Source organism: Hathewaya histolytica, assembly GCF_901482605.1.
Classification (GTDB): Bacteria; Bacillota; Clostridia; order Clostridiales; family Clostridiaceae; genus Hathewaya; species Hathewaya histolytica.
On the sequence record NZ_LR590481.1, the window covers coordinates 408,921 to 432,582 of the forward strand.

Consider the following 23,662-nt stretch of genomic DNA (forward strand, 5'->3'; position numbering starts at 1 on the left):
AGGGTTCTGCACCTTTTACTATCTATATTAATAAAGCAGAAAGGGGCCTTAAGTAGATATTATGAGTATAAAAATTATTTATGGAAGAAGTGGTAGTGGAAAAACTTCTTATGTTATAGATGAGATAAGAAAAAAGTATAAAAATAGAGAAGAGAAAAACTCACTTATTTTAGTAGTCCCAGAACAATTGACTTTTCAAACGGAGAAAAAATTAGTAGAAGAGTTTGGTTTTTTAGGTAAGGGAATTGAAGTTTTAAGCTTTAAAAGAATGGCATATAGAGTATTTAAGGAAGTTGGAGGGGTCACTAGAAGGCATATGGAGTCTTCTGGAAAAACCATGCTTATTTATAAAATTGTAGAAGAACTAAAAGATGAACTTAAGGTATATTCTACAGCAGCTAGGCAAAGTGGGTTTGTAAGCACATTGGGAGAAATTATATGTGAGTTTAAAAGGTATAATGTAACTCCAGAAGTTTTAAATGAATTAAAAGATAATATTGAAGAGAATAGTTTTATATATAATAAAATAAGTGATATTTCATTGATTTATGAGAACTTTGAAAAAGTATTACATAAAGGTTATATAGATCCAGACGAAGATTTAACTATATTAAAAGGAAAAATATATGAAAGTACAATATTAAAGGATACAGATATTTGGATAGATGAATTTAGCGGATTTACACCTCAGCAATATTTAATTTTAGAAGAGCTTATAAAAAATAATTGTAATTTAAATATTACATTAAATATGGATTATAAGGACAGTAAAAACCCTGTGTTTAGAGAGGTATTTTCTCCTATTATTTATACTGAGGAGAAACTTATAAAAACAGCAGAAAACTTAGGGATTTCCATAGAAGAGCCAGTGGCACTAAGCAATAATCCTTCTATAAAGTTTAAAGATTCTAAAGAGCTTAGTTATCTTGAACGAAATTATTTTTCATATCCTTTTAAACCTTATGTAGAAGAAACAGAGGATATAAAACTTTTTAAAGCTATTAATATATATTCAGAGGTAGAGGAACTTTCAAATGAAATTTTACATTTATGTAGAGATAAAGGTGTAAAGTTTAGTGAGATTGCAGTAATTACAAGAGAACTTGGTATTTATGAGAATTTAATTAGATCTATATTTGATGAATATAAAATACCTTATTTTATTGATGAGAAAAAGGATATAACTTCTAACAACTTAATAGTGCTTATAACCTCATTAATGGAGATACTAGGAAACAATTGGAGATATGAGAGTATATTTAGATATTTAAAAACTGGGCTTACAGGTATAGAGAAAAACCATATAGATCTTTTAGAAAATTACGCTCTTAGATCTGGAATAAAGGGTAAAAATGCATGGAATGATGAGGATATTTGGTTTAAAACTATAAGTTTAAATTATAATCTAAAATATAAGTTAAATAACTTTTTATTTAAGGCCTTTTCAAAAATGGATCAAGGGAAAAGAGGGGATTATTTAAAGGTATTAGAAGAAAATATTAGTGATATAAGATTTAGAGTAGAGAAAGCCTTTGAACCCATTAATTTAGAAGATAAATTGAAAACGGAAATAGAGGAAAAGAGAGAACTTATAAATGAGAAGGAACTTCTCCAGTTATTAAAAACTGGAGAATTAGCAGAAATTATAGATATAATCTGTGAAGAAGAGGAAGAAACTAGTGCAGAAATATTAGAAGTTTTAAATGAGATAGATATTATAAATAGAAGTAAAAATGAGTTTATAAAACCAGTTATAGATTTAAGTAATAGGATAAGAGGCAGGAAAACTGGAAGTAAGCTTTGTATAGAGTTATTTAACTTTTTAGAAGAACTTAAAGTGAGAGAAAAAATTGAACTATGGATAAAAGATTTTGAACTTCATGGTGATGTAGAACTTTTAAATGAGTACAGTAAGATATGGAATTTGGTTATGGAACTTTTGGATCAAGTTGTAGAGGTTCTAGGGGATGAATATATCTCTCTTAGCCATTTTTCTAGAATACTATTCCTAGGATTTAAAGAACATAAGATGGGATTTATACCTCAGGCATTGCATCAAGTTATTGTAAGTAGTGTTGAACGTTTAAGAGGACATAATATAAAATATTTATTTTTAATAGGAGTAAATGACGGTGTATTCCCTCAAATAAATAATAAAGAAGGTATATTTACAGATAATGATAGGATATTTCTTAAAGAAAAAGGTGTAGAACTTGCAAAAGACACTAGGACAGCAGCTTTCGAAGAGCAATATCTCATATATACTACTTTAACTCTTGGAGCTAAATATTTAAGGGTGAGTTACCCTATAGCAGATCACGAAGGGAAGGCTTTAAGACCATCTACTATAATTTCAAGATTAAAGGCTCTTTTTCCACAATTAGAAGAGGAAAGTAATGTTATAGAGAAACCGGAAGAAACCCTTATAAATAGCAAAGTACCAGCCTTTAATAATTTTATAGAGCAGCTAAATATAGCTTGTACAGATGAGGGGTTATCACCATTATGGCAAAGTGTTTTTAGATGGTTCCAAAAAGAACCGCATTGGAAAGATAAGATGGATAAAATATTAGAGGCATTTTCATATTCTAATCAAGTGGAGTCCTTAGGAAGAGATAATACTTTAAAACTGTATGGTGATAAAAAGACTTTTAGTGTATCTAGAGTAGAAAATTATATAAGATGTCCTTTTGCATATTTTGTACGATATGGTTTAAAGGCAGAAGAGAGAAAGATATTTACATTAAGTGCTCCGGACCTTGGTACTTTTATGCATAAAGTATTAGATAGATTTTCGAGAAGCGTAGAAGAAAGTCTTTCTTGGGATTCTGTGGATAGCAAATTAACAAGAGAAATCATAGAAAAGGAAACTATGAAGGAGATGGAACAATCCTCTGGAAATGTATTTAAGAGGTCTTCTAGGTATGAATATTTTGGAGCCAGAATTAAAAGGGTTTTGATAAGATCAGCAAAACTTATAGTTGAACATATGCAAAGAGGGGGATTTCAGCCTTTAGGTTATGAAATAAGCTTTGGTATGGGAGAAGATGGTTATTCCCCAATTAATTTAGAACTAAGTACAGGAGATATAGTGCAGTTAGTTGGTAAAATAGATAGGGTGGATAAACTAATATATGATAATGAAGATTATTTTAGAGTAATAGATTATAAGTCTGGTAATAAGGATTTTAAACTGTGGGAAGTTTACTATGGTCTTCAAATTCAGCTTCTTACCTATTTAGATGCTATATTGGAAAAGGAAGGGGAACTTGAGAATTTCCCAGTGTTTCCAGCAGGGATTCTGTATTTTAAGATAGACAATCCAATAATCAAAAATAAGAATAACTTAAGTGATGAGGACATAGAAAAAGAAATAATGAAAGCTTTAAAAATGAAGGGCTTAATTATTGCAGATACCAAAATAATAAAGGAAATGGATAGAGAAATAGAAGGCGCTTCTTTAATTCTTCCAGTAGGGTTAAAAAAGGATGGAGATTTTACTAAAACATCACATGTAGCTACAAAGGAACAATTTGATCTTTTAAGGGAGCATGTTAAAGCGAAACTTTTAAAAGCTTGTGAGGATATGATAGAAGGTAATATCACTATTAAACCTTGTAAAATGGGGAAAACTACTGCATGTGATTATTGCGATTATTCTTCTATTTGTACCTTTGATTTATCTATGAAAGATAATCAGTATGAGATTTTAAATGAAAAGAAGGATGAGGAAGTTTGGCATCTACTAGAAAAAGAAAAGGAGGAGAGAAAGAATGGGGAAAATTAAATGGACAGAAGAGCAAAGTAAGGTAATTTACACGAGAAATTGTAATCTCTTAGTAGCTGCGGCAGCAGGTTCAGGAAAAACAGCAGTATTGGTTCAAAGAATAATAAATATGATAATGGATGAAGAAAATCCAGTAGATATAGATAAATTATTAGTTGTTACCTTTACAAATGCTGCAGCTTCAGAGATGAGAGAGAGAATAGGAGATGCTCTTTCAAAGGAAATAGGAGAAAGAGGAAATTCTATCAGACTTCAAAGACAATTAACCTTATTAAATAAAGCTAGCATTACAACCATTCACTCCTTTTGTTTAAATGTAATAAAAAATAATTTTCACAAAGTAGATGTTGACCCAGGATTTAGAGTTGCTGATCAGACAGAGGTTGTTCTTTTAAAAAATGAAACACTTGAAGAATTATTTGAACATAAGTATGAAAATATAAAAGGTGAAAATTTAGAGGAGAAATGTACTGGAGAAGAATTTTTAAACTTAGTTGAAACTTATTGTAGTAATAAAGATGATAGTGCTTTACTGGAATTAGTTTTAAGGATACATAGTTTTTCTAATACGGCACCTAACCCAAGGGCTTGGTTAATAGAACAAAGTGAAGAATTTAATATGGATAAATTTACCAATATAGAAGATACAAAATGGGTAAAAATATTAAAAAATAATATAAATATGGAACTAGAAGGTCAGTATGAGCAGTATAAAGATGTATACAACTTAGTGTGCAATATAGAGGAATTAAATGCTTACGAACCAGTTATAAGAGAAGAACTTTCTATTATTAATGATCTAATGCAGGCTCTAAAAAGCTCTTTTGAAAATTTCTTACAGGAACTAAGTACAGTAAAGTTTGGAAGATTACCTTCAGTTAGAAAAATAGAAAATAAAGATGCAAAAGATAAAGTTCAAAAGATAAGAAATTCTATTAAAAAATCCTTAGATGAACTTTCTAAAAACTATTCTTCTATAACCGAAGAAGATATAAAAAGTTCATACATTAAGATTTATCCTATTATAAAGAACCTAGTCGAACTCGTAATTCAATTTGACTCTTTATATAAGTTAAAGAAAAAAGAAAAAGGTATTATAGATTTTAATGATTTTGAGCATTTTTGCTTAGAAATATTAATAGAAAAAGATGAAGAGGGGAACTGGATAAAGAATGAAGAAGGAATATATATTCCTTCAGACACGGCGATAGAATTAAGGGATAAGTATGATGAAATATTAATTGATGAATATCAAGACTCGAACTTAGTTCAGGAACTTATATTAAATTTAGTTTCAAAAATTAGTGAAGGAAGCCCAAACATATTTATGGTTGGGGACATAAAGCAGAGTATATATAGATTTAGACAGGCAAAACCAGAACTTTTCCTTAGTAAGTATAATTCTTATTCAGAAGTAAATGAAGATTCTCTTTATAAAAAGATTTTACTTTTTAAAAACTTTAGAAGTAGAGAAGAGGTTTTAGATGGAGTGAATTTTATCTTTAAGAGCATAATGTCAGAGAGAATTGGGGAACTAGAGTATAATGAAAAGGAAGCACTAAATCTTGGAGCAAACTATGAAAATTATATAGAAGGTGCTGAATTAGGTGGAGATATAGAACTTCATATTTTAGAGAAAAATTCTGACACGGAAAAGGAAAATGAATTAGATAAAATAGGTGATAACTTTTCTGATGAATTAGAAGAATTAGATGAGCCAACAGACATAGCTTATGAGGCTAAGATTACAGCAAATAGGATTAAAGAATTTATAGAAAATAAAGAAAAACCTTTTATGGTTTTAGATAAAGAAACAAAAGAATATAGAAGAGTAATGTATAAGGATATAGTAATACTTCTAAGAAGTACTGTGAATTGGTCAGAGCAATTCATAGAAGAGTTTAAAAAATATAATATACCTGTATATGCAGATACTAGTACGGGGTATTTTGAAACTATTGAAATTAAAACCATGCTAAGTCTTCTTCAAATTATTGATAACCCGATACAGGATATTCCACTTCTAGCTGTAATGCGTTCACCAATAGGAGGGTTTTCGTCTGAAGACTTTGTTTATATAAGAGAGAACAATAACAATATTAGTTTTTATGAAGCATGCATTAACTACATTGAAGAAGAGGAAACTGAACTTAAAGTAAAATTAAAAGAGTTTTACACAAAGATAAATCATTGGAGAGAAAGGTCTTTATATACTCCTATAGATCAATTTATATGGTATTTATATATGGAAACTGGATATTACGGTTTTGTAGGTGCACTAAAAGGTGGCATGCAAAAACAGGCAAATTTAAAAGTATTATTTCAAAGGGCTAGAGAGTATGAAAATACTAGTTATAGCGGACTTTTTAACTTTATAAACTTTATAAATAAATTAAAGAAAAACAGTGGTGATATGGGAAGTGCTAAGATATTAGGTGAAAATGAAGATGTAGTTAGAATAATGAGTATTCATAAAAGTAAGGGTCTAGAATTTCCTATAGTTTTTCTATGTGGTATTGGGAAACAATTTAACTTAAAAGATTTAAGTAGTAACCTTCTTCTTCACCATGAACTAGGCTTTGGACCAGATTTAATAGATTTTGAAAGAAGGATATCGTATCCTATACCTGTAAAAAGAGCTATTAGAGAGAAGATAGCGGTGGAAACACTTTCAGAAGAGATGAGAATATTGTATGTAGCACTTACAAGAGCAAAAGAGAAATTAATTTTAATAGGCGGAGTCCGTGATATAACTAATTTTATAAAAAAATCTTATGAAAATGCACAAGATAATAGAATAAAAGTTCCTGAGTTTATAACTATAAAAGGTAGGAGTTATCTAGATTGGATTACCATGGCTCTTGTAAAGCATAGAGAAGTTGCAAAGGATTTAGAGAAAGAGTTATACAGATTCAATAAAGAGGAAATTTGCATAGAAAACACTATAGACGATAAGTCAAAGTGGAGCATTCGAATTTGGGATAAAAGCGATATGGAAGAAGTTTTACAAGGGGAAGAGCAGGATAGAGGTGAATGTGTAAAAAGACTTCTTGAAGGTTATTTAAAAGAAGATGATGAAAATAGTTATGATGATTTTGTAGAAAATAGATTATCTTATAAATATCCATATATAAAAGCTTCAGAGCTTCCAACGGTTCTAAGTGTATCGGAATTGAAAAGAAGATTTAATACTATGGAAGTTGAGAATTCGGGTAGTTTAATAAAACCTCATTTAAAACAAAGGCCTTCATTTATGGAGGGAAAATCAAAATTAACAGGAGCTGAACGTGGAACTGTATTTCATGCTGTCATGGAGTATCTGGATTTCACTAAGATAAGCTCTATAGATGAAATAGAAAATCAAATTTTTAATCTCTACGCTAGGGAATTTATTACGGAAGAAGAAAGTAAGGCTGTTAATCCTAATAAAATATTAAAATTTTTTAATACAGAACTAGGTAAGAGAATTATAAAAGCTTTTCCTAAAGTTTATAGGGAGGTAGAATTTCATATTCCATTAAAGAGTACAGAGGTATTTAAAGATTTAGATGTGGAACTTTATAAAGGGGAAGAAATTCTTCTTCAAGGAATAATAGATTGTTATTTTGAAGAGAATGATGAAATTATACTACTAGACTATAAAACAGATTTTATTTTAGAAGGAGAAGAGGAGATTCTTAAGGAGAGATATAAAAGCCAACTTCAATATTATTCAAAAGCTATAGCAGAAATAACAGGAAAAGAGGTAAGTGAGAAATACTTATATTTATTTACTCTTGATAAGTGCGTAAGGATAAATTAATTTATGAGGTGATTTAGTGATTAGTTTTATAAAAAGACTTATGAAAAGATATATAGAGCATGATCTATATGCCTTAGCTTCACAATTGGCGTATAGCCTTATTCTTTCCTTATTTCCTTTTTTGATTTTTCTACTTACTATGGTTGGATATAGTTCTATTGATGTTGGGGAAGTTTTAAGGGGGTTACATTCTATAATTCCAGAGACATCCTACGAGCTAATTTCAGATACAGTTGTAGAAGTGTTAAAAGGTGGAAGAAGTGACTTATTATCTTTCAGTATAATAGGTACAATTTGGGCTGCATCTAGTGGTTTTAGAGCTGTAATTAAAGCTTTAAATAAAGCCTATGATGATGAGGAGAGAAGGCCTTATATAAAGGTTGTATTTATGTCTATTATAGCCATGATAAGTCTAGTTATAATTTTGTTATTTGCTTTTTCTTTTGTGGTTTTTGGCGAGATGTTAGGCAATGCTTTAATAGGATATTTAGGCTTATCATCATCCTTTAAATTAAACTGGAATATATTAAGATATGGAACGGCTATATTTTTTATGATTGTTATATTTTCTATACTTTATTATGTTACTCCCTCTAGAAAGGTACATTGGAAAGACACATTGCCCGGAGCTATATTTTCAAGTACAGGATGGATAGTTGCATCGGAGATTTTTGCTCTTTATGTAGGCAGATTTAATAGTTATTCTAGGATTTATGGGAGTTTGGGAGCCGTAATTGTGCTTATGGTATGGTTATTTATTAGTGCTATGATTATTCTTTTAGGTGGAGAAATAAATGCTATGCTAAGTGATGGTAAAAGGGATAAATAGGGACTAAGTTTTTGATTTATGGACATAATTTAGAAAAGTATATTATTTAAATATAGAGGAGGAATTATGTCAATGAATAAGGTTTTTTTAATAGGGAGAATAACAACAGATGCTACATTAAAAACTACGGCAGAAGGTAAAAAAGTTTACACTAAATTTCCTATAGCTGTAGATAGGGATTACACTCAAAAGGATGGAAATAAACAGGCAGATTTTTTTCAAATAATCATATGGGGAACCATGGCAGAAAATTTAGTTAAGTATCTGAATAAAGGAAAACTTATAAGTGTTATAGGAAAGCTTAGAAATCATAATTATGAGAATAAAGAAGGGGAAAAGAAATACTATACAGAAGTGTTCTGTGAAGAGATAAAGTTTTTAGAATATAAAAAAGCAGAATAGTATTTGGTATAATAAATCAAACTCTTATAAAATTGAATGTTAAATCTTTATGATTTTATTGTATTTTAGGTTCTTTATACATTATAATTAATACAGAATAATTAGTCTAGAAAATATATTTAGCATCTTAAAGGAGTTTAGAAATGATAAAGGTACTAGAAATAGCCTTATGGGCAGCAGTTCCCTTATTAGAACAAAGATGGGCAATACCTAATGGAATTTTAATTCAAAAAATGAATCCATTTGTTGTATTCCTAGCAGCATATATAGGAAGCCTACTTCCTGTTCCATTTATTATGCTACTCTTCGATAAACTTTTCGATATATTAGGTCGTTATAAAATTTTTGCATGGGCTTATAGAATAGTAGAAAAGAAGATAGAAAAGAATAGGGAAAAATTTGAGAAGTATAAAGAACCTGCATTAATTACATTTATAGCCATACCACTTCCGACAACTGGAGTGTGGACAGGCACTGTTATAGCAGCTTTTTTAAAGTTTGATTTTAAAAAATCCATGTTTTGTGCAGCTGTAGGAGCTTTGGGATCAGCTATATTAATAACTTTACTTACAGTGTTTATACCAAGCTTACTAGGTTATTAATACATAAAAACTTAATAAGATTATAAAAACTATGCTTAAATAAGAGTATAGTTTTTTGTTTTATAGATATAAGAATTAATGTTTAAATTTTTAGATTATTCAAAAAATAAGTGATATAATATGAGATATAGTATATTTTAAAGGCATTACACAAGCTTCAGTTAAACTTATTTAACTTTGTATAGCGGTATTTAATTAAGGGGGAAATAAGATGGATGTTGAAAAGTTTAGTGATTTTAGAAGAAGATTAAATCACAATATAAGTAAAGTAATTGTGGGTAAAAGTGATAAAATAGATAAAATAATTGTAGCTTTTATATGTTCAGGACATGTGCTTTTAGAGGATGTACCTGGACTTGGAAAGACTAAACTTGCTAAGAGTCTTGCAAAATCATTAAATTGTGAATTTAAAAGAGTTCAGTTTACACCTGATTTACTACCTTCTGATCTTACAGGAATATATTTTTATAATCAAAAGGTGGGAGATTTCCAATTTAAAAGGGGACCTTTAATTACTAATTTTGTTTTAGCAGATGAGATAAATAGGGCAACACCTAGAACTCAATCTGCACTACTTGAGTGTATGGAAGAGGGTCAGATAACTGTTGGTGAAGATACCATAATTTTGGATAAGCCATTCTTTGTTATAGGAACTCAAAATCCTATAGAACAGTTCGGTACTTTTCCTTTACCTGAGGCACAGTTAGATAGGTTTTTTATAAGACTTTCAATGGGGTACCCCAATAGTACAGAAGAACTAGATATGTTGGATAGATTTAAAGAGGAAGATCCATTAGATACATTAGAGGCAGTAGTTAGTATTGAATCTATAAAATTCGTGCAAGAAAATTATAATAAGGTTTATGTAAGTTCACCTATAAAAGAATATATATTAGATATTATAAAAGAAACTAGAAAGCATGAGGAAGTTAAAGTTGGGTGTAGTCCTAGAGCTACACTATGTTTTATGAAAGCTTGCCAAGCACATGCTGCTATTAACGGAAGAGACTTTGTAATACCTGAGGATATTAAAAATATGGCTACTTCTGTTTTAAGTCATAGACTAGTGTTACATACAGAAGTTGATATGGATAGGGGACTTGCACAGAGAGTTATAGAAGAAATATTAAATAAAGTTGATACACCACTAGAAGAGGTTTAGATGATAATATGTATATTATATTTATTTGCATTTTAATTTTTCTTTTATACAAGCTTTCAAATTATACTAAAGAAAAAGGATTTCAGAAATTAGAAGTTTATAGAGAACTTAGCAAGAAAAGTGTTTTTCAGGAAGAGGAATTTAAAATTAGCACTGTTTTAGAAAACAGAAAAAAACTCCCCATATCTTTTATTTATATTAGAGAAAAGTTTCCTGCAGAATTTCAATCAGTAAGTAACAATCTTCAAATTGAAAATGAGGGTTTTAAATTTAATGTTAGTAGGTATAGTCTAAAGGGATATGAAAAAGGAAAAAGAACCATAAGATTAAAAGCTAAAAAAAGAGGGGTATATACAATTAGTCAAGTAGAGATTACAATAGGAGATATTTTTGGATTTTCCACTACTAAAAAAGAGTTTTTGAATTACCTTCAACTAGTAGTATATCCTAAGGTTATAAATATAGATAATTATAAATTTAGTTCTACTAATCTATTTGGAGATAATGTAATAAAAAGGTGGATATATAAGGATCCTCTATTTATAAAAGGTATAAGGGAATATACTATAGGTGATAGAATGAAGGATATACACTGGAGTTCTAGCGCAAAGATGAATAAACTTATGGTAAAGGAGTATGATTATACTTCTGACAGAGAGGTTATTATTATAGTAAATGTAGACTTTGGAGATGGGATTTGGAGAAGTTCTCATGAAGGTGAAATGGAAAATGCTATAAGCATTGCTGCATCTATAGCGACATACTGCGTAAAGGCTGGAATAAGCACAGGAATGTGGACTAATGCTAAAGTTATGAGTGAGAATAATGAGCGGTTAAAAGAAGTAAAACCATCTGTATACTCCTTAAAAGGCATATTAGAGCTCTGTGCTAGAATGTATTATATGAAGGATATAAGTTTTATAGAATTATTAAAAAACAAGGCGAAAAAGCTAAAGAATAACTGCACATATATTATCATAGCATCATTTATAGATGAAGATAGTTTAAATTTTTTATATAGTCTAAGTGTAAAAGGTATAGATATAATATTAATAGATGTGTCTTCTAAGTTAAAGTTACCTAAAATAAGAGGAATACAAAAATTAGATTTTAGGGGGCTACGAAAAAATGATAAATTGGTATAATAAAGTTAAATTTATTTATTTAATTTTAATTAACACTATATTTTTTATACTTTTTAATCTCTTATACGTAATATCTACGGGAGTATTGCTAAGTAAAAAAATATATATATTAAATTTAATTATTATTATATTTTCTAAATACCTTTCTTACAGGTTATTTCAACGGTGGGACAAAAATAGAAAAATTATAGTTTTGATATTTATAAATTATTCTATAGTACTGCCTTTAACTATGAAAATTCTATCTTTAAGAGGAACTATAATTAATTTTTTTTCTATAATTTTTCTTCTTTGGATATATAGAGAGTTTAATGATGAACTTTTAAATTACGAGGAATATAAATATAAAGTTAAAAATGGATTTATTATTACTATATTAGTGGGAGTAGTGATGAATCTTGTATATAGGGAGTTATTTTATAAGATAATAGGGTTTTATTTTTTTATAATAATGCTCAGCATAATACTTTTAAGGGAAAGTAGGAATTATGAATATAAAATAAGGAACAGTAGTAGTATAAAGGTTAATTTATTTATAGGAATTTTTATCATGATTTTTTCTGTAGAATTTATATATAGTAAGTTTATAATTTTATTAAAAGTTATAAAAACATTATTAGATAACATTCTTGAAAAAATCCTTTACCTAATATCATATATAGTTTTTAAACCCTTAGAAAAAGTTATACAATTAATAAAGTTAAAGACATCATCTAAAACTATTGAGCATTTAGGTTCAAAAACTGTAGAAAAGACAAAAAAAGTTGTGGATGAAAGTTTAAATAACTATATTTTTAAGTTTTTTGAATCTCCTATTATAAAATTAGGTTTAAAAGTAATTTTACTGTGTATAATTATATTTTTAATGTACAAGTTATATATTAAAATTGTACATAAAACTTCTAAAGATTATAACATAGAAGAGTATGAGGATATTATTGAAAAAAAATATATAAGAGAAAATAAAAAAAAGAGTTTATTATTTGGCTCTATCTTTAAATTTAATAATAATATAAGAAGTAGCATAATAAAATTATATGGTAAATTTTTAAAAGAATCCTATAAGAAAAAGTTTTTTAAAAAATATATGACAGCTACAGTTTTAAGTAATATACTTAAAATTCATATAGACAAAAATGAAGAATTAGAGAATATAGCAAGTATATACAATGAGGCTAAGTTTTCTAATAATGAAATTTCAAAAGAGCAATTAGAGAAGATTAAGGAAAGCTATAAGATTGTGAATAGAGAACTAAAAAAATTTTAATAGGCATCCACAGAAGTTGATAAAGCAAGGAAATATAAGCTTTGAACTAACTTTTGTGGATGTTTTTTTTATTGTTAATATGTGCACTATATTTTTAAAATTATAAGTTTGTTTTGGATAATATATAAGTTAGGGATAAGAAAATTATTTATTTTTTCAATAGTACTTTGAAATAATATTAGAAATTTCAATACAAAAAAGTAGAAAAATGTCACTTGTTGTATTTACATGAAATATAGTGAGTGGTAGTATAACATTGGGGTAAGTTCTATTCTTTTTAATATTTGAATAAGAAGTAGAACTAATATTAATACAAATAGGTAAAACCGGGGGGATTAATCATGAAGAAAAAAACTATATCAGCAGTATTAGCTTCAATAATGTTATTAAGTAGTACAACTACGACTTATGCTACTACTATGCCTAATGGGAATCAAAATATGAGGGCTAAAAGTTCAGAAATGGCACAACCAAGTGCTAATGGTTCAGAAAATGCTTCTATTAAACAAGAAGATTCTATAAAGGTAGATAATATTAGTGATTTTAGTAAGTCTACAATTGAAAGTGGTGGAACAAGTACAGTTAAAGTTACAGGTAAAAATTTAAAACCAGACTCTATAAAAGTTATGGCATTTTTAGATGGAGTAATAGTAAGTAATGTGGATTTCAAGGTTGGAGGAACTAGTGAAGAACAAATACTAAGTTTTAAATTTCCAGAAAATGATACAGAAGAAATGCAAAAGTATTTTTTAAACATTACAGTTGGTGAAAAAAGTAAGACAAAAAGAATATCTGTAAAGCCTAAAGAAAAAGACAAGAATATAGAAATAAGCTCTATATCTTGTAGCTATTCTATGTCTAATACAGGTGAAAATGAATATTTGATAAATCCACTAACAGTTGAAGGAAATAACTTGAAATCAGAACTTATGAAGGTGAAAGTGCTTAAGAAAGTTAATGAAAAAGATATAGATCAACCTAATATTTATTCTAGTGCACAATTTACAGGGGATGAAAAAAGTCAAAAAGCTTTTCTTAAATTTCCTAAAAATATAACAAAAGAAGATGAAGAATACATAGTAAAAGTTGGATTCATTAATGAAGATGATGGAAGTATTAAATTTATAAAAGAAAAAACTGTTGTTATAAAAAAACCTAAAATTTCGAGTTCACAAATAAGCAAAGAACTTAAGTGCAATATATATATGGATAAAACAGAAAAGGTCATATCTGCAGTTTTTAACCAAAATATAGAGAATGGTAGAGATGATTTGGAGCAGCTTAAAAGACAAATAAGATTATCTAGAAATCATTTAGCTGGTACTAGTTATAATACATTTAATAAACTTGGAGAAAAAGACAGGGTAGATATTAAAGCAAATAAGTTAATTATTACACTAGATAAAAAATTAGAAGGTGTTAATAATGTATTATCTATAAATGATGGAACAGTTAAAGATAATGATGGATTATACAATGATGATATCCAACTGTTTATAAAATCATATAAGCAATTTCTAGCACCTAAATTGATTAAGATAGAATCTATAAGTGATGAAATACTTACTAGTGAAGGTGGAGAAGTTGCTATTAAAATAGAAGGTGAAAATTTAAAGCCATCTACTGAAAAAGATGGAACAGTAGCACAGATTTTTGATACTACAAGTACTACAGCTAAGAAAGATATTAAAGTAGATGTTACAGGTGAAGGAAATAGCCAAACATTAAAATTTAAACTTCCAGCGAACACTTCTGATGTAACTAAAACATATATTGTAAGAATATCAATTGATGGTGGGGCAACTGCTATTGATGTTGAATTTGATTATGATAAAAGATTGGTAATTGCTGTACTACCTAAAAATAAAACTAAAAAAGATACTACTTTAAGTCATGTTACTATTAACTCATATGGTACAAATATAGAAAATCCATGGGATAATACATCAACTAAAACTCCTATTAACCAAGAAAGTAAAAAAACAAGATTACGTGTATATGGTACGAATTTAGTTAAAAATAAGACAAAAGTAAGAATAACAGATGAAAATGGTGTAGAGTGGCCAGTTCTTAACGATCCTAGTAAAGATAGTTATTATTATTTCATTATGGTTAACTTTGATGGTACAGGTATAATTGGTAACGGAAATTATCAAATGCTTGAGGTTATATGCCCTAATAATATGCGTGGAGATGTAACATTTAAGATGCAAATAGCAGTTGATGGTATAAACTTTAATGAGGATATTGTTGTACATGCTACTGTATTACAACAAGAGAATGGGAATGTAGAGCGTAATGTAAGAACTGTAAAAGCGAGATATGTTGATGAAAATGGAAATGAGATAGAAAAGACAGAAGAATTTAAAGCGTATGACTGGTTTAATAGAGAATATGTAACAGTTCAAAAAGATATTCAAGGATATAATTTTAAGGAAATAGCAAAAGGATCTGCAGCTACTAAAGGAATAGTTAAAGAAAATGATAAAGTAGTAACTTATGTTTACAGCCGTAAAGAGGGAAAAGATAACAAAGAAGAAGTAAAAGATAATAAGGACAACAAGGATGAAATAAAAGATAATAAGAATAATAAAGATAACGGAGAGCAAAAAGGCAACAAAGATAAGGAAAATCACAAAGATAGCAAAGTCATCAAAGATAATAAACAGAATAAAGAAATTATAGCATTAGTAAATGAAGACAATAAAAATATAACTAAAAAAAGTATTAATGTACTTCCAAAAACTGGTGAAGAACCTACTAAAAACTTATTTATAGGTTCACTGATGATATTAATGGGATTCTATTTTACAATAAAAAGAAGGATAAAAGGAAATTAATAAGCACAACAATCCGTATTTAAAAAATTATTTTATATTTTAAAGTGGTAATTTAAATAAAGAGATAGATATCCACAGATGTTGATAAGTTTAAGGAATGTAAGTTTTAAATTAACATCTGTGGATATTTCTATGTTAATATGTGTATAATTATTCTAAAACTTATTTTTAAATTTAGATATATATTTTTAAAATTCGACATATTATAAAGAATATTAATAGGAATTATATGGAGGAGGTCTATAAAATTGTTAATTTGATTAGAGAAAATCTTTTAATGTGTCAATTTATAATACATAAAATTATTAACAGGCAATCACAATATGACATATTTTTTTTCCACATAATGATATTATATAGCTATGTTATAAAGAAGTGTGGAAAGGGTAGGGGTGAAAAAATGATAATTGTTGAAAGTGTATCTAAGCATGTTAGTGGTGAAAATATAAAACATAACTATATCTACAGGTTGGTTAGGAGTGATATTTCACTATATATACAAAGTGAATTATCACAAATTCAAACTTATGGTATAGAAGTAGAGAGACAAGATATAAAAGATGGCAAAATTATAAATTTAGAAAGAGATTGTGTGAAGAGTATAAGTCCTCAAAGATATAAAGTACATGACTTACTTAAGATACTATACTCTAATGATGTATCTCCAATTCATTTAATAGAAGTTCTTGGAGAATACATAGATGAATACATTGCAGATTTTGATAAGTGTTTAAAAGATACTTCTTCATGTTAGTTGCCTATAATTATTAAATTAAATCAAAAGTTATAAATTAGTATACTTATTATATATATATTTTAATATTTCAGAACCTTCTAACAACTATTAAATAGGCAACTCACCAGAAGTTTGCCTATTTTAATTTATTAAGACAAAATATAATATTATAATAGTACTACTATAAGAAAAAAATTATTTTTTTTATAGAATATATTATAATGTTTATAAAATATAATGTTTCTTTATAAGTATTTATTGTAATATTCCTAAAAATTATAGAAGGGAAAGAGAAAGTTGATAGTTGGGATAGGCGTAGATATAATTGAGATTTATAGAATAAAAAAATCTATGGAAAAAAGAGAGAATTTCTTGGACAAGTTATTTACTAAAGATGAAATAGAATATTTTCAAAGTAAAAAATTCAGACCAGAATTTGTTGCAGGTAAGTTTGCAGCAAAAGAGGCTGTAGCAAAAGCTTTAGGTACAGGGTTTAGGGAGTTTGAATTTAAGGATATACAGATAGAGCATAATGCATTAGGAAAACCTATTGTAAGTTTAAAAGGAAAGGCAAAATTAATAGCAGAGAAGAATGGGGAATATAAACTTCATTTAAGTATATCTCATAGTGAGACTCATGCTGTAGCCTATGTAATTTTGGAGGTGATGTAGTTTGAGAGTTGGGAAGGCAGAACATATAAGGGAACTTGATAGATATTGTATAGAGGAACTTAAAATTCCAAGTATTGTGCTTATGGAAAATGCAGCATTAAAAATATTAAAACATATAGAACAAGAAAGATTTAATGATTACGTAGTGATTGCAGGAAGAGGGAATAACGGTGGAGATGCTTTAGTAGTTGCAAGGCATCTTATATCAAAAGATAAAAAAGTAAAAATTTTTATAATTGGTGATAGGGATGGGCAATTAGATTTTAAAATTAACTATGAGATTTTAAAAAATATGAATGCTGAAATTGTAATAATAAATAAAGCGGAAGACCTAGATATATTAAAATGTTCTATAGAAGAAAAAACTCTTATTATAGATGGGATTTTTGGTACAGGCTTAAAAAGAAATGTAGAGGGTTTATTTAAGAATGTAATAAATGTAGTTAATGAATACAGTAAATATACTTTATCTATAGATATTCCTTCTGGAATTCATAGTGATACTGGAAAAGTTTTAGGTATTGCCATTAAAGCACAAAAAACTATTTCATTTCAGGTTTATAAGAGAGGTTTTTTTGCATATGAATCAATTGAATATTTAGGAGATATATATGTAGAATCTATAGGTATACCTAGGATGGTTTTAGATAAAATGGAGGAAAGAGAGTTTTATCTAGAAAAGGAATTTGTAAAAAGTAATTTAAGTAAGAGAAATCTTGTAGCTCACAAAGGTGATTTTGGTAGGGCTTTAATTTTTGCAGGGTCAAAGGGTTTTACTGGTGCTGCATTAATTTCAACAAACTCTGCTGTTAAAAGTGGAGCAGGTTTAGTAACTTTAGCTTGTGCTGAAGAAATATATAATAGTGTAGGGTCTAGACTATTAGAGGCTATGAGTATAGAAAATAATAATGAAAAAATAGATGAGTACATAAAAAAGTCAGATTCTATAGCAATAGGGCCAGGTATGGGAAGTAAACTAGAAACCCTAGAAATAATTAAAAGAGTGTTAAAAAATAGAAGATGTCCAATGTTAATTGATGCAGATGGATTAAATGTATTGCCAGACAATTTAAATGTTTTAAAGGAGAATTCTAATTATCCTATTATTTTAACACCACATTTAGGAGAAATGAGCAGGCTTACAAGTTTGTCCATAGAAGAAATAAGAGAAAATAGATTTGAAGTAGCCAAGAAGTTTAGTAGAGATTATGGAGTAATAGTACTTTTAAAAGGTTTTAACACAGTTATTACTAATGGAGAAGAGTTATATATAAACTCAACTGGAAATAGTTCTATGGCAAGTGGTGGAATGGGGGATTGTTTAACAGGAATTATAACAGCCCTAATAGCGCAAGGGTACGATGCATTTAAAGCAACGGCACTTGGTGCATATATACATGGTTATGTGGGAGACAAACTTAGTAATGATAAGTTTGTAGTAACAGCAGAAGATATTATAAATAATATTTCTAAATATATAAAAGAACTTTTAGATTAGTCATATATAGTGAATTTCTCTAATAAAATTTATAGTAAAAGATGTTATAGGTTCTAGGGGGAGTACTATGAGGAAAACTATAAAAGAGAAGATAAAATATACTATAGAGAAATTAACAACTAAAAATATAAAAGAAGAAATAGCAAATGAAAAAGAAAAAAAAATATATAGAAGTGGGAATAAGGTTTTTAGATTCCTAGTAATCATACTTTTAATTATATGGGGTGCCTTTATGTTTAAACTTTGCACAAAAAAACAAGAGAGTGTGTTTGATAGTATTCAATCTCTAAAGAATATACAAAGTTATAGTGCAAGTATAGAAATTATATCCAAGAATGATAAGCAAGAGTTTTTATATTCTGGAACTCAAAAGTATAAAAAGAATGTAGGTAGTAAATTAGAGCTAGAGAAAAATATTTACTTATATAAAGATGGAAAGCTATATGTAAAGGATAAGTATAACTCTAAAGTTTTCCAAGATGAAAAGGAAAAAACAGATTTATTTAAAATTACATTTATAGATGAATGCTTAAAATATTTATATACAGATAAAAATTTAAAAAGTATTAAAGAAAAGAAAAATAAAGAAGAAATTGAAACTTTACATTTTGTTTTGCCAGGAAACAATGAAAATGTAAATAGTGCTAAGTTAATAATAGACATAAAAAGTAAAACTCCTAAAGAGTTATTAATTTTAAATAAAGAGCATAAAGTAACTACTAAAATAAAGTATAAAGATTTTATAAACAATGTAAAAATTGATGAGTCAGAATTTAAATTTTAATATATAATAATATTTAAACTAAAGTTAAAAAATAGAGGTGACAGTTTTGTTTAAGCATTTAAGACCAGTATGGGCTGAAGTTAATTTAGATAATCTTATTCATAATATCAGAGAGATTAGAAAGATTTCTAAAAGTAAAGAAATTATGGCGGTGGTAAAAGCTGATGCATATGGACATGGAGCTATTGGTTTAGCATCAGTTTTACTAGAAAATGGAGCTAATAGTCTGGCTGTTGCAGTTTTAAGTGAGGCTATTGAGCTTAGAAAATATGGGGTTGATTGTCCTATTCTAATATTAGGATTTACTCCACCTAGTTTTATAGATGAGATTTTAAAGTATGATATAGAACAGACAATTTATTCTTATGATTTTGCTGAAGAATTATCTAGAGTTGCCAAAATAAAAAATAAAACGGCCAAAATTCATATAGCAGTAGATACAGGTATGGGAAGAATAGGTTATTTAAAAGATGAAAAAAGTATAGAAGAAGTAGTAAAAATAAGTAGGTTACCTAATATAAAAATAGTAGGAGTATTTTCCCATTTTTCTTCTGCTGATGAGGAAGATAAAGATTACACAAAATTACAAATAGATAGATTTAATTGGTTTTGTGAAAAATTAATAAATAAAGGGGTTGATATAGGAAAAAGGCATATTAGCAATAGTGCTGGTATTATAGATTTAGAAGATCAGCATTTAGAAGTGGTAAGACCAGGCATTATATTATATGGTTATTATCCTTCTAGTGAGGTGAAAAAAGAAAGAATTAGTTTAAAACCAGTAATGTCTTTAAAGACCAATGTAGTGCATATTAAAAAAGTGAAAGCAGAGGAATACATAGGTTATGGAAGAGTATTTAAGACAGAAAAAGATAGCATAATTGCGACTCTTCCAGTAGGATACGCTGACGGATATAGTAGACTACTAACTGGGAAAGCCAGGGTATTAATAAAAGGTGAAGTTGCTCCAGTTGTAGGAAAAATATGCATGGATCAATGCATGATAGATGTTACACATATTAAAGATATAAAAGTTGGTGAAGAGGTTATACTAATTGGAGAAAGTGGGAATAATAAAATAACAGCAGAAGAAATTGGAGAATTAATTGGTACTATGAGTTATGAAATATTATGTATTCTAGGAAAAAGGGTGCCAAGGGTCTACATAAAAGAAGGAAAAGTAGTGCAAATTCGTAATTATATCTAATCTTATGCTCGGATACAAAAATTGTTTGTAGTAAATTAGGGGAAAAAGAAGATAAAAGTTTTGACAGATCTATATTTGTTGAAATATAATAATTTATATACGAATACATATAATACAGCTTAAGCTGAATTAGGAGGTATCGATTTTTGTATGTCGAGAAAAAGATTAGTAATTAGCCTCTCTGAAACACTTAACAATGAACTAAATGAAGTTATTAAAAAAAATAATATAAAAAAGAGTAAATTTATTAGAGAAGCAATAATATTATATATAGAGGAAACTAAAAAGCTAAAGTTACAGGAACAGATGAAAAAAGGATATGAAGAAATGGCAGAAGTAAATCTACAATATTGCGAATTAGGTTTTGAAAATTATAATGAAGAGTTAAATGAATATGAAACCGGGCTTCTGGAGAGTGATTTTCCGTATGACAATGACAGTGAAACGAGGAGATATATTCTATGCTGATCTAAGCCCCGTTATTGGTTCAGAACAAGGCGGTATAAGACCGGTTATTATTATACAAAATGATATAGGAAATAAATATAGTCCTACAGTAATAATCTCAGCAATAACTTCACAAATAAATAAGGCAAAACTTCCAACTCACGTAGAAATATCTTCAGAGGAGTATGGATTAAACAAGGATTCTGTAGTATTACTTGAACAAATAAGAACCTTGGACAAGAAGAGGTTAAAAGAGAAAATCGGTCATATGTCTGATGAAGACATGAAAAAGGTAGATCAGGCTTTAAGAGTAAGCATAGATTTATAAAAAAGTATTATATTATTATAGTAAGATATAGAATAATTAAAAAGGTTATCTCATATGTTTATGAGGTGACCTTTTTTTATACACAATTTCTATAAAAGAATATTAATTATGGATTAAAAGAATAATTTTATATGATATAATATTTATAGTATTTTTGGGGAGGTTATGGTTATGGAAAAAGATTTAATAGTTCTTGGAGCAGGTCCAGGAGGGTACGCAGCGGCTATAAGAGCGGCACAATTAGGAGCAAAAGTGGCTGTAGTTGAGAAAGAGCACTTTGGTGGGGTATGTTTAAATAAAGGATGTATACCTACAAAATCTTTATATAGAAATGCTGAACTTTTAGAGAACATGAAAAGAATGGATGAGTTCGGTATAAAAGTAGGTTCATATGAGCTAGATTTTTCAAAAGTTCAAGAAAGAAAAAAAGATATTGTTAATACTTTAGTTTTAGGTATAGAGCAATTATTAAAAGGAAATGGAGTAGAAATAGTTAAAGGTGAAGGTAGATTTAAAGATAAAAATACAATAATTGTAAAATCAGAAGATGGAGAAAAGGAAATAACAGCAAAACATATAATCATTGCAACTGGATCAAAAGTATTTATACCACCAATTCCAGGTGTGGAACATGAAGGGGTTATAGGTAGCGATGAAATGCTAGAAGTAACGGAAGTTCCGAAAACTTTAACTATAATAGGTGGCGGAGTAATTGGACTAGAATTTGGAGCTATATTTAATGCTATGGGAAGTAAGGTTGTTATAATAGAAGCTCTTCCTAATATATTAATGCAAATGGATAAGGATATAAGTAAGAGACTTACTGTATTTTTAAAGAAAAAAGATATAGAAATCCATGCATCTACAAAGGTAACTGGAATTGAGAAAAGTGAAAATGGATTGATAGTTAAGGCAGAAGGTAAAAAAGGTGAGTTAGAATTTGTATCTGAAAAAATACTTGTATCTACTGGTAGGATGCCTTATATAGAAGGATTAAATTTAGAAGGGATTAATTTAGAGCATACAAGAAAAGGAATAATTGTAGATAATGATTTTAAAACTAATATAGATACTATTTATGCTATAGGAGATGTTAATGGAAAATCTATGTTAGCACATGCAGCTACTGCACAAGGAGTTTATGTAGTTGAAAAATTATTTGGAGAGTTAAAGGAGAAATTTAAAGGCGAGATTCCAGGATGTGTATTTACTTTCCCAGAAGTTGCAGGGGTTGGTGTTACAGAAGAAATTGCAAAGGAAAAAGAAATTAATTATAAATCAGCTAAATTTATGTTTGGCGGAAATGGAAAAGCACTAGCTTTAGGAGAAACTGACGGTTTCGTTAAAGTTATTTGTGATAAAGATAGCAAAAAGATAATAGGCGTTCACATTATGGGACCACATGCATCAGACTTAATTCATGAAGCTGAGGTTGTAGTAAGCAATGGATTAACTATAGATCAACTTAAAAATACAATACATGCCCATCCAACTTTAGGTGAAGTATTCTATGAAGCAGTACTAAGTTTAAATGATGAGGCTATTCATTCCATCCCTAGAAGAAGATAATAAATTATAGGTTTACTAGCACAAGGTTATTCTTTAGCAAAATAGGAAATTCGTTTTTAATTTACAAGTGATTTTAAAAAAAATCTATGATATAATACTTTAAACTAAAAATTTTCATAATAAAGATAATTTCATCTATTGCTAAAGTAAATAAGAGGAGGCTAGGCCGGGACATGGGAGAAAGGATGTATGATTTTTTTACATGTTTTAAAATTTCTTTAAAGGTATATATTATTCCTATTATTATTGGAGCCTTAATTGCGACAATCTATGGTTTAAGTAAGGGGAATTTTAACTATATTTTAGTTCTTCATTGGATTTATGCTATGGGAACATATATATCTTGTTTAGGGCTTTTTATTTGTGCTATAGCGTTTATGAAGCCTAAATATATGAGTAAACTTAATCATGAAAAAGAATGGAATAAACATTTTTATAAATTTGGTTTAATTAAAGTAATAGGGTATGTAAGTGGAATGATGCTTATATATTCTGTATTATTAGATTATATAATTTATATAATTAAATAACATAAAAAGAGATGTTCGAAATTTATTTTTAACTTTTGAGCTCTCTTTTTTATTA

The 23,662-nt window shown here is 28.2% G+C and carries 18 protein-coding genes; all 18 read left to right on the top strand.

The features are described 5' to 3' along the window. Nucleotides 1–61 precede the first annotated feature (61 nt). The 18 genes from FGL08_RS01945 to FGL08_RS02030 all read left to right on the top strand — a co-directional run bounded on the left by FGL08_RS01945 (nucleotide 62) and on the right by FGL08_RS02030 (nucleotide 23,607). On the top strand, nucleotides 62–3,787 hold the full coding sequence (locus tag FGL08_RS01945; protein ID WP_138209207.1) for a helicase-exonuclease subunit AddB family protein: 3,726 nt from the start codon (nucleotides 62–64) through the stop codon (nucleotides 3,785–3,787). Beyond that, nucleotides 3,774–7,589 (top strand): helicase-exonuclease AddAB subunit AddA, encoded by a 3,816-nt coding sequence (gene addA, locus FGL08_RS01950; protein ID WP_138209208.1) that lies wholly within the window; start codon nucleotides 3,774–3,776, stop codon nucleotides 7,587–7,589. The genes FGL08_RS01945 and addA overlap by 14 nt, the downstream gene beginning before the upstream one ends. Before the next feature lie 16 nt (nucleotides 7,590–7,605). Continuing rightward, complete coding sequence (locus FGL08_RS01955; RefSeq protein WP_243117924.1) at nucleotides 7,606–8,418, top strand: YihY/virulence factor BrkB family protein; 813 nt, start codon at nucleotides 7,606–7,608, stop codon at nucleotides 8,416–8,418. Nucleotides 8,419–8,490: 72 nt separating this feature from the next. Then, the gene (locus FGL08_RS01960; RefSeq protein WP_138209209.1) at nucleotides 8,491–8,820 is read left to right on the top strand and encodes a single-stranded DNA-binding protein; all 330 of its coding nucleotides are present in this window, start codon (nucleotides 8,491–8,493) and stop codon (nucleotides 8,818–8,820) included. A gap of 143 nt (nucleotides 8,821–8,963) precedes the next feature. Then, entirely contained in the window at nucleotides 8,964–9,422 is a 459-nt protein-coding gene (locus tag FGL08_RS01965) for a COG2426 family protein (RefSeq protein ID WP_138209210.1), read from the top strand. 211 nt (nucleotides 9,423–9,633) lie between these two features. After that, a complete protein-coding gene (locus tag FGL08_RS01970; RefSeq protein ID WP_138209211.1) occupies nucleotides 9,634–10,584 on the top strand; it encodes an AAA family ATPase in 951 nt (316 codons plus the stop codon). A gap of 8 nt (nucleotides 10,585–10,592) precedes the next feature. Next, a complete protein-coding gene (locus FGL08_RS01975; RefSeq protein WP_138209212.1) occupies nucleotides 10,593–11,729 on the top strand; it encodes a DUF58 domain-containing protein in 1,137 nt (378 codons plus the stop codon). Further along, nucleotides 11,713–12,996, top strand: a complete 1,284-nt coding sequence (locus FGL08_RS01980; RefSeq protein ID WP_171011949.1) for a hypothetical protein — start codon at nucleotides 11,713–11,715, stop codon at nucleotides 12,994–12,996. The genes FGL08_RS01975 and FGL08_RS01980 overlap by 17 nt, the downstream gene beginning before the upstream one ends. A gap of 341 nt (nucleotides 12,997–13,337) precedes the next feature. Continuing rightward, complete coding sequence (locus tag FGL08_RS01985) at nucleotides 13,338–15,836, top strand: MucBP domain-containing protein (protein ID WP_138209214.1); 2,499 nt, start codon at nucleotides 13,338–13,340, stop codon at nucleotides 15,834–15,836. A 400-nt stretch (nucleotides 15,837–16,236) separates the two neighbouring features. Next, nucleotides 16,237–16,590 carry a DUF6514 family protein gene (locus tag FGL08_RS01990; RefSeq protein WP_171011950.1) on the top strand — a complete coding sequence of 118 codons (354 nt, stop codon included), beginning with the start codon at nucleotides 16,237–16,239 and terminating at the stop codon, nucleotides 16,588–16,590. 279 nt (nucleotides 16,591–16,869) lie between these two features. Then, nucleotides 16,870–17,244: a holo-ACP synthase gene (gene acpS, locus FGL08_RS01995; protein WP_138209215.1), complete on the top strand. Its 375-nt coding sequence runs from the start codon at nucleotides 16,870–16,872 to the stop codon at nucleotides 17,242–17,244. A 1-nt stretch (nucleotide 17,245) separates the two neighbouring features. Further along, entirely contained in the window at nucleotides 17,246–18,742 is a 1,497-nt protein-coding gene (locus FGL08_RS02000) for an NAD(P)H-hydrate dehydratase (protein ID WP_138209216.1), read from the top strand. Nucleotides 18,743–18,809: 67 nt separating this feature from the next. Then, nucleotides 18,810–19,526, top strand: coding sequence for a germination lipoprotein GerS-related protein (locus FGL08_RS02005; RefSeq protein ID WP_138209217.1), 717 nt, complete (start codon nucleotides 18,810–18,812; stop codon nucleotides 19,524–19,526). Nucleotides 19,527–19,572: 46 nt separating this feature from the next. Then, entirely contained in the window at nucleotides 19,573–20,733 is a 1,161-nt protein-coding gene (gene alr / locus FGL08_RS02010; RefSeq protein WP_138209218.1) for an alanine racemase, read from the top strand. 150 nt (nucleotides 20,734–20,883) lie between these two features. Continuing rightward, entirely contained in the window at nucleotides 20,884–21,201 is a 318-nt protein-coding gene (locus FGL08_RS02015; RefSeq protein WP_138209219.1) for a ribbon-helix-helix domain-containing protein, read from the top strand. Then, a complete protein-coding gene (locus FGL08_RS02020) occupies nucleotides 21,161–21,508 on the top strand; it encodes a type II toxin-antitoxin system PemK/MazF family toxin (protein ID WP_138209220.1) in 348 nt (115 codons plus the stop codon). The genes FGL08_RS02015 and FGL08_RS02020 overlap by 41 nt, the downstream gene beginning before the upstream one ends. 171 nt (nucleotides 21,509–21,679) lie before the next feature. Continuing rightward, on the top strand, nucleotides 21,680–23,077 hold the full coding sequence (lpdA, locus tag FGL08_RS02025; protein ID WP_138209221.1) for a dihydrolipoyl dehydrogenase: 1,398 nt from the start codon (nucleotides 21,680–21,682) through the stop codon (nucleotides 23,075–23,077). Between the two features lie 173 nt (nucleotides 23,078–23,250). Further along, nucleotides 23,251–23,607 carry a hypothetical protein gene (locus FGL08_RS02030; protein WP_138209222.1) on the top strand — a complete coding sequence of 119 codons (357 nt, stop codon included), beginning with the start codon at nucleotides 23,251–23,253 and terminating at the stop codon, nucleotides 23,605–23,607. Nucleotides 23,608–23,662 lie beyond the last annotated feature (55 nt).

Coding starts and splice junctions, on each gene's coding strand:
- FGL08_RS01945 (WP_138209207.1), top strand. CDS start 62: ATGAGTATAAAAATTATTTATGGAAGAAGTGGTAGTGGAAAAACTTCT.
- addA (WP_138209208.1), top strand. CDS start 3,774: ATGGGGAAAATTAAATGGACAGAAGAGCAAAGTAAGGTAATTTACACG.
- FGL08_RS01960 (WP_138209209.1), top strand. CDS start 8,491: ATGAATAAGGTTTTTTTAATAGGGAGAATAACAACAGATGCTACATTA.
- FGL08_RS01965 (WP_138209210.1), top strand. CDS start 8,964: ATGATAAAGGTACTAGAAATAGCCTTATGGGCAGCAGTTCCCTTATTA.
- FGL08_RS01970 (WP_138209211.1), top strand. CDS start 9,634: ATGGATGTTGAAAAGTTTAGTGATTTTAGAAGAAGATTAAATCACAAT.
- FGL08_RS01975 (WP_138209212.1), top strand. CDS start 10,593: ATGTATATTATATTTATTTGCATTTTAATTTTTCTTTTATACAAGCTT.
- FGL08_RS01980 (WP_171011949.1), top strand. CDS start 11,713: ATGATAAATTGGTATAATAAAGTTAAATTTATTTATTTAATTTTAATT.
- FGL08_RS01985 (WP_138209214.1), top strand. CDS start 13,338: ATGAAGAAAAAAACTATATCAGCAGTATTAGCTTCAATAATGTTATTA.
- FGL08_RS01990 (WP_171011950.1), top strand. CDS start 16,237: ATGATAATTGTTGAAAGTGTATCTAAGCATGTTAGTGGTGAAAATATA.
- FGL08_RS02005 (WP_138209217.1), top strand. CDS start 18,810: ATGAGGAAAACTATAAAAGAGAAGATAAAATATACTATAGAGAAATTA.
- FGL08_RS02015 (WP_138209219.1), top strand. CDS start 20,884: ATGTCGAGAAAAAGATTAGTAATTAGCCTCTCTGAAACACTTAACAAT.
- FGL08_RS02020 (WP_138209220.1), top strand. CDS start 21,161: ATGACAATGACAGTGAAACGAGGAGATATATTCTATGCTGATCTAAGC.
- lpdA (WP_138209221.1), top strand. CDS start 21,680: ATGGAAAAAGATTTAATAGTTCTTGGAGCAGGTCCAGGAGGGTACGCA.
- FGL08_RS02030 (WP_138209222.1), top strand. CDS start 23,251: ATGGGAGAAAGGATGTATGATTTTTTTACATGTTTTAAAATTTCTTTA.